General features: G+C 34.8%; 12 protein-coding genes. All 12 read left to right on the top strand.

Going from position 1 to position 15,476, the window contains the following annotated elements; all coding sequences use genetic code 11:
• Positions 1-18: 18 nt before the first annotated feature.
• A complete protein-coding gene (gene nrfD, locus ATE84_RS07095) occupies positions 19-1,755 on the top strand; it encodes an NrfD/PsrC family molybdoenzyme membrane anchor subunit (protein WP_101447081.1) in 1,737 nt (578 codons plus the stop codon).
• 4 nt (positions 1,756-1,759) lie between these two features.
• Positions 1,760-2,299 (top strand): DUF3341 domain-containing protein, encoded by a 540-nt coding sequence (locus ATE84_RS07100; RefSeq protein ID WP_024771639.1) that lies wholly within the window; start codon positions 1,760-1,762, stop codon positions 2,297-2,299.
• A 5-nt stretch (positions 2,300-2,304) separates the two neighbouring features.
• Entirely contained in the window at positions 2,305-2,958 is a 654-nt protein-coding gene (locus ATE84_RS07105; RefSeq protein ID WP_101447083.1) for a cytochrome c, read from the top strand.
• A gap of 41 nt (positions 2,959-2,999) precedes the next feature.
• Positions 3,000-4,331 carry a quinol:cytochrome C oxidoreductase gene (locus tag ATE84_RS07110; protein ID WP_101447085.1) on the top strand — a complete coding sequence of 444 codons (1,332 nt, stop codon included), beginning with the start codon at positions 3,000-3,002 and terminating at the stop codon, positions 4,329-4,331.
• Positions 4,332-4,364: 33 nt separating this feature from the next.
• Positions 4,365-5,438 carry a cytochrome c oxidase subunit II gene (locus tag ATE84_RS07115; protein ID WP_101447087.1) on the top strand — a complete coding sequence of 358 codons (1,074 nt, stop codon included), beginning with the start codon at positions 4,365-4,367 and terminating at the stop codon, positions 5,436-5,438.
• Positions 5,439-5,481: 43 nt separating this feature from the next.
• Complete coding sequence (locus ATE84_RS07120; RefSeq protein WP_101447089.1) at positions 5,482-7,308, top strand: cbb3-type cytochrome c oxidase subunit I; 1,827 nt, start codon at positions 5,482-5,484, stop codon at positions 7,306-7,308.
• Positions 7,309-7,522: 214 nt separating this feature from the next.
• The gene (gene ruvB, locus ATE84_RS07125) at positions 7,523-8,545 is read left to right on the top strand and encodes a Holliday junction branch migration DNA helicase RuvB (protein WP_101447091.1); all 1,023 of its coding nucleotides are present in this window, start codon (positions 7,523-7,525) and stop codon (positions 8,543-8,545) included.
• 39 nt (positions 8,546-8,584) lie between these two features.
• Positions 8,585-9,916: a cytochrome P450 gene (locus ATE84_RS07130; RefSeq protein WP_101447093.1), complete on the top strand. Its 1,332-nt coding sequence runs from the start codon at positions 8,585-8,587 to the stop codon at positions 9,914-9,916.
• A 116-nt stretch (positions 9,917-10,032) separates the two neighbouring features.
• Positions 10,033-10,563, top strand: coding sequence for a mechanosensitive ion channel domain-containing protein (locus ATE84_RS07135; protein WP_233195761.1), 531 nt, complete (start codon positions 10,033-10,035; stop codon positions 10,561-10,563).
• Positions 10,564-11,493 (top strand): tRNA epoxyqueuosine(34) reductase QueG, encoded by a 930-nt coding sequence (gene queG, locus ATE84_RS07140; RefSeq protein ID WP_101447097.1) that lies wholly within the window; start codon positions 10,564-10,566, stop codon positions 11,491-11,493. It begins immediately after the preceding gene.
• Positions 11,494-11,757: 264 nt separating this feature from the next.
• Positions 11,758-14,067: an NADP-dependent malic enzyme gene (locus ATE84_RS07145; protein WP_101447099.1), complete on the top strand. Its 2,310-nt coding sequence runs from the start codon at positions 11,758-11,760 to the stop codon at positions 14,065-14,067.
• Between the two features lie 803 nt (positions 14,068-14,870).
• Complete coding sequence (ruvA, locus tag ATE84_RS07150) at positions 14,871-15,452, top strand: Holliday junction branch migration protein RuvA (RefSeq protein WP_101447101.1); 582 nt, start codon at positions 14,871-14,873, stop codon at positions 15,450-15,452.
• Positions 15,453-15,476: the final 24 nt, after the last annotated feature.

Consider the following 15,476-nt stretch of genomic DNA (forward strand, 5'->3'; position numbering starts at 1 on the left):
TCAATTCAATTATAAAGGATTATGTCTCATTACGAAGCACCTATAAGAAAACCTTTAGTAACCGGTGATAAAACATACCATGATGTAACTTTGGATGTTGTAGCGGCGGTAGAAGGAAAAGCAAATAAATCTTGGTGGATTGTATTTTCTATTTCACTTATTGCTTTCCTTTGGGGGGTAGGGTGTATTATTTACACAATATCTACAGGAATAGGAACCTGGGGATTAAACAAAACAGTAGGATGGGCCTGGGATATCACCAACTTTGTTTGGTGGGTAGGTATTGGTCACGCCGGAACCTTGATTTCAGCAGTACTACTGTTATTCCGTCAGAAATGGAGAATGGCAATTAACCGTTCTGCTGAAGCGATGACTATTTTTGCAGTTATTCAAGCAGGATTATTTCCAATTATTCACATGGGGCGTCCTTGGCTGGCATATTGGGTACTACCAATACCAAACCAGTTTGGATCGCTATGGGTGAATTTTAACTCGCCATTATTATGGGATGTATTTGCAATCTCTACATATCTTTCTGTATCGCTAGTGTTTTGGTGGACAGGATTACTGCCAGATTTTGCAATGATTAGAGACCGAGCGATAACCCCATTTAATAAAAAAATATATGCCCTTCTATCTTTTGGGTGGAGTGGTAGAGCAAAAGACTGGCAACGTTTTGAAGAAGTATCTTTAGTACTTGCAGGTTTAGCTACACCATTAGTACTTTCTGTACATACCATTGTATCATTTGATTTTGCTACTTCGGTGATCCCAGGATGGCATACTACGATATTTCCACCATATTTTGTGGCTGGAGCGGTTTTTTCAGGATTTGCTATGGTGAATACGCTTCTTATTATAATGAGAAAAGTGTCTAACCTTGAAAATTATATTACGCTTCTACATATAGAATTGATGAATATTGTAATCATGATTACAGGTTCTATTGTAGGTGTCGCCTATATAACAGAGCTGTTTGTAGCATGGTATTCTGGAGTTGAATACGAACAATATGCATTCCTTAATAGGGCAACAGGACCATATTGGTGGGCATATTGGGCGATGATGACATGTAATGTGTTTTCTCCACAGTTTATGTGGTTCCCAAAACTAAGAAGAAGTATAATGTTTTCTTTCTTTATCTCTATTGTAGTAAACATAGGAATGTGGTTTGAGCGTTTTGTGATCATTGTAACATCACTTCATAGAGATTATTTGCCATCATCATGGACAATGTTCTCTCCTACATTTGTTGATATAGGAATATTTATAGGTACAATTGGATTCTTCTTTGTTCTATTCTTGTTGTACTCTCGTACGTTCCCTGTAATAGCACAAGCAGAAGTAAAATCAATTCTGAAATCTTCTGGAGAAAAATATAAGAAACTAAGAGAAGCAGGAAAAGACCATAGAGATGAGCTTCCCAAGGGTAAAGCTGAAGTGGTTAAAGAAAAACCCGCAAAGAAAAATACAGAAACCAAAGTAGGGGCAAGTGAAGAGGATATCAATAGTCTATTGGGCAACCTAGGAACATTTGATCCATCAACACAAACTGCTGATGACCTTAAAAAGGTTAACGGTATCGGACCAGTAATGGAAAAGAAACTTAATGAGATCGGAATATTTACTTTTGATCAAGTAAGCAAAATGACCGAAACTGAATACGATTTATTAGATAATATCACTGGATCTTTCCCTGGTAGAGCACAACGCGATGATTGGGCTGGTCAGGCAGAAAAACTTAAAAATAACTAGAAGTATGGCATCAAAAGTTATACATGCATTATATATAGACGACGACATCCTGATGGATGCTGTCAAGAAAGTTCGTGCAGAGCATTATCATATTGAAGAGGTATATACTCCTTTTCCGGTTCATGGACTAGATAAAGCGATGGGATTACCTCATACACGATTAGCGATTACATCCTTTATGTACGGTTGTGTTGGGTTAGTAGTATCAATTTTGATGATGAACTATATCATGATCGAAGATTGGCCACAAGACATAGGTGGTAAACCTAGTTTTAGCTATATCGAAAACATGCCGGCATTTGTTCCGATTATGTTTGAACTTACAGTGTTTTTTGCAGCCCATTTAATGGTGATTACTTTTTATATGAGAAGTAAATTATGGCCATTTAAAAAAGCCGAAAATCCAGATGTAAGAACTACAGATGACCATTTCTTAATGGAAGTAGATGCAGGAAATCACGATGTTGATCAACTTGCTAGCTTTTTAGGCGATACCGGAGCAGTAGAAATTAAAGTAATAGATAAGGAAGAAGATAACCATTAGTAATAATGAAGAATACTATAAAAATATTAGCAGCGGCAATAGTGATGATTTGCGTTGTTTCTTGTAAAAAAGATTCAAAACCTAATTATCAATTTATGCCTAATATGTATGAACCGTTAAGTTATGAAACTTATGGTGAATACGGTATTTTTCCTGGCGGTCAGGAAGCCATGTTGCCTGCCGAAGGCTCAATACCAAGAGGATGGATGCCATATGATTTTAAGAATTCACAAGAAGGCTACTTACTTGCTAAGGATACATTAAAGAACCCTATCCGATATACAAAAGAAAATGAAGATGCCGGAAAAGAATTGTATGATATCTATTGTGCAATATGCCATGGAGGAAAAGGAGCTGGAAAAGGGCCTTTGGTACAAAGAGAAAAGATTTTAGGGGTTCCTAGTTATGATGATATTGGTAGAGCAATTACAGAAGGAAGTATTTATCATGTAATGTATTATGGAATCAACTCTATGGGATCGTATGCATCTCAGACCAATGAGCATGAACGTTGGCAGATTGTTCAATATGTACAAAAATTAAAGGCAGACCTGGAAGGGACAACGCCTCGAATAGATACAGGTGCTACTGCTACTGTTGTAGAAACAAAAGTAGAAGAACAGCATGAATCAACAGAAGATCACAGTAACGCACACTAGTGCACTAGTAAAAAAGTTAAGAATAACGATATTATAAAGATATGTATACGCTATCAAATAGATTAAGATTATTTTCTATCATCCTTATGGTTGTAGGTCTTGTAGGTCTTATTGTTGGATTTGGACAAAGACCTGGATCTGTAGAAGAGGTAAAAGAAATGATGGCTGCACACGACGCTCATGGAGGTGGTCATAGTGAATCACAAGTAGCAGAGAGTGGTCATAAAAACCAAGGACATGGAGAAGAAGATGCTCATGGAGGTGATGCGCATTATGAACATGTGTTACACCAACTACAAAATAAGCCTTGGGCTTCATTGTATGTAGCAGCATTTTTCTTTTTTATGATAGCACTTGGGGTATTAGCATTTTATGCAATACAGTTTGCATCACAATCAGGATGGTCCCCAGTACTATTTAGAGTAATGGAAGCCATAACAGCATATTTAGTGCCAGGAGGAATAATCCTTTTTGTAATATTAGCATTATCAGGATTTCATGTAAATCATCTATTTGTATGGGCAGATCCTGAAGTAGTCGCTGATGATGCACTTCTTCAAGGTAAAGCAAGCTGGTTAAATGGTACTTGGTTCATTATAAGAGCTGCGTTCTTTTTAGGAGGATGGTTATTATATCGTCATTTTGCCGTAAAATATTCTAGAAAACAAGATGAAGATGCGACAGGTAATAAATGGTACAAGAAGAGTTTTAAAATTTCTGCGGGATTTTTAGTGTTCTTTATCTATACAGAATCTATGGCATCTTGGGATTGGATTATGAGTTTTGACCCACACTGGTTCAGTACTTTGTTTGGATGGTATGTATTTGCAAGTTTATTTGTTTCAGGTATTACCACGATCGCTTTAATAAGTATTTACTTAAAATCTAAAGGATATTTAGAATTTGTAAATAATAGTCATATTCATGATTTAGCTAAGTTTATGTTTGGTATCAGTATTTTCTGGACATACCTTTGGTTCTCTCAGTTTATGTTGATATGGTATTCTAATATACCAGAAGAGGTAACCTATTTTATTACTCGTATAGAAGATTATAACCTTCCATTTTTTGGGATGTTAGTAATGAACTTTATTTTCCCAATATTGGTATTAATGAACAGTGATTTTAAACGAGTAAACTGGTTTGTTGTAATGGCAGGTATCGTTATTCTTTGTGGTCACTATATCGATGTTTATAATATGGTAATGCCTGCAACAGTTGGCGGATCCTGGTTTATTGGTATAAGTGAAATAAGTGCTGTGTTATTGTTTTTAGGACTATTTTTGTTCGTAGTGTTTAGAGCATTAACAAAAGCTCCATTATTACCCAAAGGAAACCCTTATATAGAGGAAAGTAAACATTTCCATTATTAAAATTTGAATTGTAAAAAAAGAAGATAGATAAAAATGACTGTATTCTTAACCATAGTAGTTATAGCGCTTTTTGGAATCACGTTGTGGCAAATGTCAAAAATATTGAAATTGTCTCAAACTAAAACGGATAATTCTCAAGTAGCAAATGATAAAGACAATAATTTGCAAGGTAAGCTGATGCTTGGTTTTGTGATATTTCTTTATTTGTTGATGTTATATTGTTTTACTCAATATAGATCATATTTCCTTCCTGAATCTGCTTCAGAGCATGGTATTGATTACGATAGGCTGATGTTGATCTCAATGGTATTAATCATGATCGTACAGATTCTTACACAAGGATTGTTGCATTTCTTTTCGTATAAATATAGAGGTAAGAAAGAAAATAAAGCATTATTCTTTGCAGATAATGATAAATTAGAATTTATCTGGACTATTATTCCAGTTATTGTACTTGCAGGATTAATTATATATGGACTATTTACATGGACTGATATCATGAATATTGATGAAGAAGATGGAGATCCATTAATTGTTGAGTTATACGCATACCAATTTGATTGGCGTGCGCGATATTCCGGAGAGGATAACGAATTGGGTAATGCTAATGTTCGTTTTATAGAAGGTATTAATACCTTAGGACTTGATGTTTCTGATAGCTACGGAAAGGATGATAAAATAACTAATGAGTTACATTTGCCTGTAAATAGAAAGGTTATTTTTAAAATGCGTTCTCAAGATGTATTGCATTCGGCTTACATGCCATTTTTTAGAGCACAGATGAATGTAGTACCAGGTATGATCACAGAATTTGCTTATACACCAACTATTACTTCTGAAAAAATGAGAGGCAGTGAGTTTATGGTAGAAAAAGTAGCTACAATCAATAAGATAAGAAAAGAAAAAAGCAAGAAATTAGTAGCTGCGGGAGATGAAGCTCTAGACGAATATGCATTCGAATACTATCTATTGTGTAATAAAATATGTGGAGTATCACATTATAATATGCAAATGAAGATTATAGTAGAATCCGAAGAAGATTATGAGGCATGGTTAAAAACACAGCCTACCTTTGGAGAGCAATTATCAGCTCAAGCGAGCAACTAAGAAAGAAGAAAATTAATATATCATATTAAACAGAATTAAGGATATGTCAGCAATAGCAAACGTACACGATCACGCAGAAGACCACGCTCATGATCACGGACATCATCATAAAGAAACATTTATTACCAAATATATTTTTAGTCAGGATCATAAAATGATCTCTAAGCAGTACTTGATTACTGGTTTGATTATGGGTATCATTGGTATTGCAATGTCTTTATTATTTAGAATGCAATTGGCATGGCCAGATCACCAGTTTACCATTTATGAAATTTTATTAGGTAAATTTGGTGAAGATGGAGTTATGGATCCGGGAATATACCTGGCTTTGGTGACAATACATGGTACTATAATGGTATTTTTTGTATTAACAGCGGGGTTGAGTGGTACATTTAGTAACCTTCTTATTCCATTGCAAATTGGAGCTCGTGATATGGCTTCTGGATTCTTAAATATGATATCATACTGGTTATTCTTTTTAAGTAGTGTTATTATGGTATTATCATTATTTGCAGAGGCAGGACCAGCATCAGCAGGATGGACAATTTATCCTCCGTTAAGTGCATTACCACAGGCTATAGGAGGTTCTGGAACAGGAATGACACTATGGTTAGTGTCTATGGCGATATTTATTGCTTCTTCTTTACTTGGTTCTTTGAACTATGTAGTAACGGTAATCAACTTACGAACCAAAGGAATGTCAATGACTCGTTTACCCTTGACAATTTGGGCGTTTTTTGTAACGGCTATTATTGGTATTGTTTCGTTCCCAGTATTATTATCAGCAGCATTGTTGTTAATTATGGATAGAAGTTTTGGTACTTCTTTCTACCTAAGTGATATTTATATACAAGGAGAAGTACTGCATAACCAAGGAGGTTCGCCGGTTCTTTTTGAGCACTTATTCTGGTTCTTAGGACACCCAGAGGTATATATTGTATTACTACCTGCTTTAGGGATTACTTCAGAAATTATTGCTACAAATGCCCGTAAACCTATATTTGGATATCGTGCGATGGTTGCTTCTATTTTGGCAATTGCGTTTTTATCTACAATTGTTTGGGGTCACCATATGTTTGTATCTGGGATGAATCCTTTCTTAGGTTCTGTATTTACATTTACAACTTTACTAATTGCAATTCCATCTGCAGTAAAAGCATTTAATTATATTACTACACTATGGAAAGGTAACTTGCAATTTAATCCCGCAATGTTATTCTCGATAGGATTAGTGTCTACATTTATTACAGGAGGTCTTACAGGGATTATTCTTGGAGATAGTACATTAGATATTAACGTTCATGATACTTATTTTGTAGTAGCGCATTTTCACCTGGTAATGGGTATTTCTGCACTATACGGATTATTTGCAGGAGTATATCATTGGTTCCCTAAGATGTTTGGTAAGATGATGAATAAGAATTTGGGATATGTGCATTTTTGGGTAACTGCTATCGGAGCATATGGAGTATTCTTCCCAATGCACTTTGTTGGAATGGCAGGATTACCAAGACGTTATTATACGAATTCTAATTTCCCATACTTTGATGATTTAACAGATACTAATGTATTGATTACAATCTTTGCTTTTATTGCAGCAGCAGGACAATTGGTATTCTTATATAACTTTATCAGTTCTATTTTCTACGGAAAGAAAGCGGTTCAGAATCCATGGAAATCTAATACTTTAGAATGGACTACACCAGTGGAACATATGCATGGTAACTGGCCAGGAGAAATTCCTAGTGTACATAGATGGCCTTATGATTATAGTAAGACAAATGAAAATGGTGAGTATGTAATTGCAGGACAAGATTTTGTCTCTCAAATTACCCCATTACAAGAAGGAGAAGAAGAAATGCATCATTAATATGTGTGTTTAAAAAATATAAAAGCCTTTTCATTTTTATGAAGAGGCTTTTTCTTTTCTCATCTATTCCTACTAATTAACTCTTAGACTAAGCGAACAGGAACTCTTTTTACTATATTTGTTAATAGCACTCCGGAGCTACCTATTAAATTATTATAAGTAAAATTAATTCCGATATAGAGCTTGTCGGCTTGATGATAAATAGACTTTATAAATGAACGAAAACCTTGATCCCACAAACGAGAATTTTTCTAATGAAGACCTGGATATAGAAAAGGCATTACGACCTCTTGCTTTTGATGATTTTGCAGGACAGGATCAAGTTCTTGAAAATTTAAAGATTTTTGTTCAGGCAGCAAATCTTAGAGATGAAGCTCTTGATCATACTCTTTTTCATGGCCCTCCTGGCTTGGGTAAAACTACACTGGCTCATATTCTTGCCAATGAATTAGGAGTAGGGATTAAAGTTACTTCAGGACCAGTTTTGGATAAACCTGGAGATTTAGCCGGATTATTAACTAATCTCGATGATAGAGATGTATTATTTATAGACGAAATTCATAGATTGAGTCCTATAGTAGAAGAGTATTTGTATTCTGCTATGGAAGATTATAAGATCGATATTATGATCGAGAGTGGCCCTAATGCGCGTACAGTTCAAATTAATTTGAATCCATTTACTCTGGTTGGAGCAACAACACGCTCTGGGCTATTAACCGCGCCTATGCGAGCCCGTTTTGGGATTCAGTCAAGATTACAATATTACACGACAGAATTGTTATCTACTATCGTACAACGAAGTGCGTATATACTCAATGTACCCATTTCTATGGAAGCGGCTATCGAAATAGCAGGTAGAAGTAGAGGAACACCTAGAATAGCTAATGCTTTATTGCGTAGAGTACGTGATTTTGCACAAATTAAAGGAAATGGAAAGATAGATATCGAAATCTCAAAATTTGCCTTAAAAGCACTTAATGTAGATGCTCATGGTTTGGATGAAATGGATAATAAGATTTTATTAACTTTGATCGATAAGTTTAAAGGAGGCCCGGTAGGATTAACGACGATAGCAACTGCAGTTAGTGAAAGCCCAGAAACAATCGAAGAAGTATATGAACCCTTCCTGATCCAACAAGGATTTATTATGCGTACACCACGAGGTAGAGAAGTAACAGAAGCAGCATACAAACACTTGGGAAGAGTAAAAGGAGGGATTCAAGGAGGATTGTTTTAATTAGTGCTATTTCCAAATTAGATACAAGACTATAGTAAAATGAATACCGATCTCCAAACAGTCTCTTTTTTTAAAGTCCTTAACAATGCAAGTCGTATTCTTAAGAACCCACTTCCTTTTCATCATGAAAATTTTGAAAAACATGGAGATGTTTTTAAAGTCCAGTTAGGACTGGGAAAGACAGTGATTTTTACTCGTGATGCTGGTTTTACTAAGCATATGCTACAAAAACAACATAGACGATATAATAAATCTACATTACAAACAAAAGATTTAGCTAAATATGTAGGGGAAGGATTATTAACTTCTACAGGAGAAAAATGGTTAAAACAAAGACGCTTAATTCAACCCGCTTTTCATAAGAAAAAACTAGAATCTTTAATACATACCATCAAAGATGTAATTGAAGAAGAATTTTTTAAAATACCACCTAACAAAGAGATCGATATTTTTCCTGTAATGAGTGATTTGGCTTTCAAGGTAGTTGCGAAATCATTATTTGGGTATACAGATACCCAAGGGAATACGATTTCACGATTGCAATATATAACAGAAGCAGCTCAGAAATCTTTGGTTAAAGAAATACGACAGCCTTATAAACGATGGTGGTTTTACTTAAGCGGAAAAATTAAAAATACACTTAAACTAACTCAGGAAGCCAGAGATATTCTTAATACAATTATAGAAGAAAGAAGAAACTCTGGTAAGGTACATAATGATCTATTGGATATGTTACTAACATCCAAATACGATGACGATAGTGTGATGGATAATGAGCAGTTGATAGATGAAATTCTAATTCTGTTTGTAGCGGGTCATGAAACTACATCTAATGCATTAACCTTTACTACAGTATTACTGGCACTTCATCCCGAGATTCAGGAAAAAGTATATCAAGAGGTGTCTGAAATTACCGATGATTTAGGACCTATGGAGCAAATAGCAAGGTTTCAATACACAAAACAATGTATAGAAGAAGCAATGCGATTATATCCACCTGCTTATTTTTCTGATCGTGTGACTATTGAAGAAGATAATTATCAAGATCTAGAGCTTAAAAAAGGAACTACTATCCTGATTTCTTTTTTTGAAATCCACAGAAACAAAAGCTTTTGGAATAATCCAGATAAATTTAACCCTGATCGCTTTCATCCGGATATTGATAAAAAAGAATATTCTGATTGGTATTTCCCTTTTGGATCAGGGCCCAGAATGTGTATCGGTAACAATTTTGCAATGTATGAAATGATTTTGGCAATAAGTGCTTTAGTTAAGAAGTATAAAATACATACGGATCGCCATCAAATCGAGATTAAACCATTGATCACCTTAAAGCCTCAAAATAGTGTTGTGAAATTTACAATGCGATAAATTTTTTAAGACGAAGGGCCTTAAACAAATCAAAGTAGTTCTAACACTTTTCTTCTACATTTTATATTTGTGTATTTTTGTACACATAAAAATACCATACGCTAATAAATCAAATGATGATTGTTTATAGAGATGAAATTTTATTGTCCATAATAGTATTGATACTATTATTTTTTGTGTTGCTGATAACAAAAAGAGTAATCAAAAAATTTGCAAAATTAAAATCTATAAATGCCGATCGAAGAAAACTAATACGTAACCTGTCTTACCTAATTCATTACCTTATCGCAGGGATAGCTTTGGTAATTATTTGGGGAGTAGAGTTCAAACAATTCAGTGTTTTTATGTCTTCGGTATTGGCGGTATTAGGGATTGCTTTTTTTGCACAATGGTCGATCTTATCTAATCTTACAGCTAGTATTATTTTGTTTTTTAGTCATCCTGTTAGGATAGGAGATAGGATACGAGTTTTGGATAAAGATTTTGACTGGACCGGAGAAGTGCAGGATATTACAGGTTTTTATCTTTTTATGGTTACAGATCGAGGCGAAAATATAACTTTACCTACATCTTTGGTGATACAGAAAGGAATTCAGATCATGAATAAATACCCAGAAAAACAAATTGACCATAAAGAAGAAGTGTAATTGAATTCTAAAACCAAATACACTCAACGTATTAAATCCGAGGCAAAACGCCTGGGTTTTCTGTCGTGCGGAATTTCTAAAGCAGAATTTCTAGAACAGGAAGCTCCACGTTTAGAAAAATGGCTTAACCAGAATATGCATGGTGAAATGCGGTATATGGAAAATCATTTTGATAAACGCTTGGACCCTACTAAATTGGTGGATGATTCAAAAAGTGTGATATCCTTACTGCTCAATTATTTTCCTTCAGAAAAACAAAAAGATCCCGAAGCACCTAAATTATCGAAATATGCATATGGTACCGATTATCATTTTGTAATTAAAGATAAGCTGAAGCAGTTATTACATTTTATTGAAGAAGAAATTGGTGAGGTACAAGGACGTGCTTTTGTAGATTCAGCACCTGTATTGGATAAAGCCTGGGCTGCAAAAAGCGGATTGGGTTGGATAGGTAAAAATAGTAACCTGTTAACACAGCAGGTAGGTTCTTTTTATTTTATTGCAGAGCTAATCATAGATCTTGATTTAGAATATGATACTCCTGTTACAGATCATTGTGGTACGTGTACAGCGTGTATCGATGCTTGCCCTACACAGGCAATTGTAGAACCTTATGTGGTAGATGGTAGTAAGTGTATATCTTATTTTACGATAGAGCTTAAAGAAGAGATTCCTAATAGTTATAAAAATCAATTTGAAGACTGGATGTTTGGCTGTGATGTGTGTCAGGATGTATGTCCGTGGAATCGTTTTTCTAAACCCCATAATGAACCACTTTTTAATCCGAAACCCGAATTATTAGAGATGTCAAAAAAAGATTGGCAAGAGATTACACAAGAAGTATTTTCAAAGGTGTTTCAGAAATCTGCAGTAAAAAGAACCAAGTTCACTGGGTTACAAAGAAATATTGATTTCTTATTTGGGGATTAGAGAGAAGGTAAATTGTATTTGTTGAATGCTGGTAAAATATTCAGCAAAACGAGTGATTAAGTGATAAATCTTTAATAAAATTGTTAAATGCAGGGTGTTTTTTCTCAATTCTGATTTTCCGCAAAGATTCCTTTATATTAATTTCTGCATCTCAAACAGACTTGTACCTTTGTATATATATTAGTATCAAAATACCATAACCGCAAATCACGTAGTTATGGTATTTTGATCTTTATTTTTATTAGCACATTTATCTTGTTTAGTATGAGTATCGAAAGTAAAAGAAGAGAAGCATTAGTATATCATGCCAAGCCTACCCCAGGTAAAATTAAAGTCGTTCCTACAAAAAAGTATGCAACTCAGCGAGATTTGTCTTTGGCATATTCTCCCGGTGTTGCCGAACCTTGTTTAGAAATCGAAAAGGAAAAGGCAGACGTTTATAAATATACAGCAAAAGGAAATCTGGTTGCTGTTATATCAAACGGTACAGCAGTATTAGGATTAGGAGATATTGGCCCCGAAGCGTCAAAACCTGTAATGGAAGGAAAAGGACTACTGTTTAAAATATTTGCCGATATTGATGTGTTTGATATCGAAGTAGATACCAAAGATGTAGATGCTTTTATTGAAACGGTTAAAAATATAGCCCCAACATTTGGAGGAATCAACCTCGAAGATATTAAAGCTCCCGAGGCCTTCGAGATCGAAAGACGATTAAAAGAAGAACTGGATATCCCAGTGATGCATGATGATCAACACGGTACAGCGATAATTTCGGCCGCGGCCTTAATAAATGCATTAGAAATAGCAGATAAAAAAATTGAAGAAGTAAAGATCGTAGTTAGTGGTGCAGGTGCTGCTGCAGTATCTTGTACACGATTATATAAAGCTTTTGGCGCCAGAGCCAAAAATATTGTCATGACCGATAGCAAAGGTGTAATTCGCAAAGATCGCGATAATCTTACTCCAGAGAAAGCAGAATTTGCTACAGATCGGGATCTCAATGATCTCGAGGATGCCATGAAGGATGCAGATGTATTTATCGGTTTGTCGATGGCTAATCTGGTAACTCCAGATATGTTGGTAACTATGGCAAAGAACCCTATTGTTTTTGCTATGGCTAATCCAGATCCTGAGATAAAATATGACCTGGCAATAAAGGCACGTAAAGATGTGATCATGGCTACGGGAAGAAGTGATCATCCTAACCAGGTAAATAATGTATTAGGATTTCCTTTTATTTTTAGAGGAGCTCTAGATGTAAGAGCTACGGCAATTAATGAGGAAATGAAAATGGCTGCAGTAAAAGCATTAGCCGAGTTAGCCAAAGAACCTGTTCCTGAGCAAGTAAATATAGCATATGGTGAAACACGTCTTAATTTTGGTAAAGACTATATCATCCCAAAACCTTTTGATCCAAGACTTATTGCAAAAGTGCCTCCTGCGGTAGCCAAAGCAGCTATCGAGAGTGGTGTAGCAACAGAAGTTATTACCGATTGGGAAAAGTATGAAGATGAATTGTTGGAACGAATGGGTAATGATAACAAACTAGTACGATTACTATTAGACAGGGCAAAAACAAACCCAAAACGTGTTGTTTTTGCTGAAGCAGACCACCTGGATGTGCTAAAAGCTGCACAAACCGTAAAAGAAGAGGGTATTGCTTTTCCTGTTTTATTGGGGCGTAAAGATATCATCCTTGAATTGATGAAGGAGATTGATTTCGACCCTTCTGATATTGATATTATCGACCCAAAAGCGGACGAAGAATGTGACCGTAAAAACAGGTATGCCAAGCAATATTGGGAAACCAATAAACGCAAAGGGATTACTCTCTATGATGCCGAAAAATTGATGCGAGAGCGTAATTATTTTGCCGCAATGATGGTTAATGAAGGAGATGCAGATGCACTGCTTTCAGGATATTCGAGAAGTTATCCAACCGTGGTTAAACCGATGATGGATCTTATAGGACTTGCCAAAGGAGCAACTCGTATTGCAACTATGAATGTTATGATGACTAATAAAGGCCCGTTATTTATAAGTGACACCTCTATTAATATTGATCCTTCTTCAAAAGAATTGGCAAAAATAGCGCAAATGACTGCAAGAACTGTTGAGATGTTTGGTGTTAAACCAGTTGTTGCGATGATTTCATATGCTAATTTTGGATCTTCAAAACACCCTACAGCATCCAAAGTACAAGATGCGGTAGCATATTTGCATAGGTACTACCCTAATCTCGTTGTAGATGGAGGGTTGCAAATGAATTTTGCGCTGAACCGAAAGATGAGAAAAGATAAATTTCCGTTCTCTAAACTTAACGGACAAAAAGTAAACACTTTGGTGTTTCCTAATTTGGATTCGGCCAATAGTAATTATAAATTATTAAGCGAGATTAATAATGCAGAATCGATCGGACCTATTATGATGGGAATGAATAAACCGGTTCATATTCTTCAATTAGGAGCAAGTGTAGAAGAAATGATTAATATGGCTGCAGTTGCCGTTATCGATGCCCAGCAAAAGGAAAAAAGAGATTTGCAAGTATCATTAATGCCAGATGTAGTTTAAATAATAATATATTCAGTAAAGAAGCCTGAATTCTTAAGAATTCAGGCTTCTTTACGTTGGTAATATCCTAAACTGGTGCTTTTGAAAAAAGGCATATTTTTAGGTTTGATTATTAGTGATTTATATAATAAACAAGCCTCTTGATTGAGGCTTGTTTATGTTATTTGTCCTATTTAAAATTGCTTAGAACCTATTAAATAAGGATTTTGTATCCTTACGTGGGTCAAATTGGTGCTTGGTTATATTTGGAGTTATGAATTGTAAAATGTAACCAATCAAATTGTATAAAGCGAGGTAAAAGAAATGGCAAACAACGTTATTTCTATAAAGATTGTCGTGCTTCATTTCAAGATTTATATTCTTATAAAGCATATCAAACCACTATAGATAAGTTAATTACAAGTTTACTTAAAGAAAGTTGTGGTGTTTTGAGTATTTTTAGAATTACAGGTATTTCAAAAAACACAGTGCTATCCAGTTATACTGTCTACCAGGATGACTATAAAGTATGAAGGGGATCGGGAATATAAATATAAAACGCTCTTAGAACTGCATTTTTAAAGGGTGTTTTTTATCCCGTGTATGTAGTAGAATTTTATTACATTTGGTTGCTTAACACTCAACTCTTCTTGAATTTTAATATTCAAGCAAAAATAATTATGATTTTATGCTCTGATAAAGTGTTTTTTAGGTAACACCATTGGTGTTACTAATAAAAATAAGATTAGAGAAAAATGACCCTGATGTAGATCAGGATTTATTTTGCAATTTAAAAACTCAAAAAGAGTACATTAACTTAATACATGATCACACATATCAAGGGGAGGCTTGTTGAAAAAAATCCAACTGATGTAGTAATAGATTGTGGTGGAGTAGGGTATTTATTACATATTTCATTACATACTTTTTCTTTAATTCCCGAGGGAGAAGTGCTACAGTTATATACACATCTGCAGGTAAAAGAAGATTCTCATACCTTATTTGGTTTTGCAGAAAAATCAGAAAGAGAAATTTTTAGACTTTTAATTTCGGTTTCGGGAATAGGAGCAAGTACAGCCAGAACCATGTTGTCATCGTTACATCCCGATCAAATTAAAGAAGCTATAGCTTCTAATGACGTAGCTACAATTCAATCCATTAAGGGAATTGGAGCCAAAACTGCCCAACGCGTTATTATAGATTTAAAAGATAAAATACTTAAAGTATATAATATAGACGAAGTTTCAGTGTCGCAAAGCAATACTAACAAAGATGAAGCGTTATCTGCATTAGAAACCCTAGGATTTAATCGAAAAATTGCAGAAAAAGTTGTTGATAAAGTTCTAAAAGGAAGCCCCAAAGAAACAGTTGAAAATATTATTAAACAGGCACTAAAAAATTTATAAAACATTGAGTTTTCCGAATTACTT

The organism is Aquimarina sp. MAR_2010_214, assembly GCF_002846555.1.
GTDB lineage: Bacteria > Bacteroidota > Bacteroidia > Flavobacteriales > Flavobacteriaceae > Aquimarina.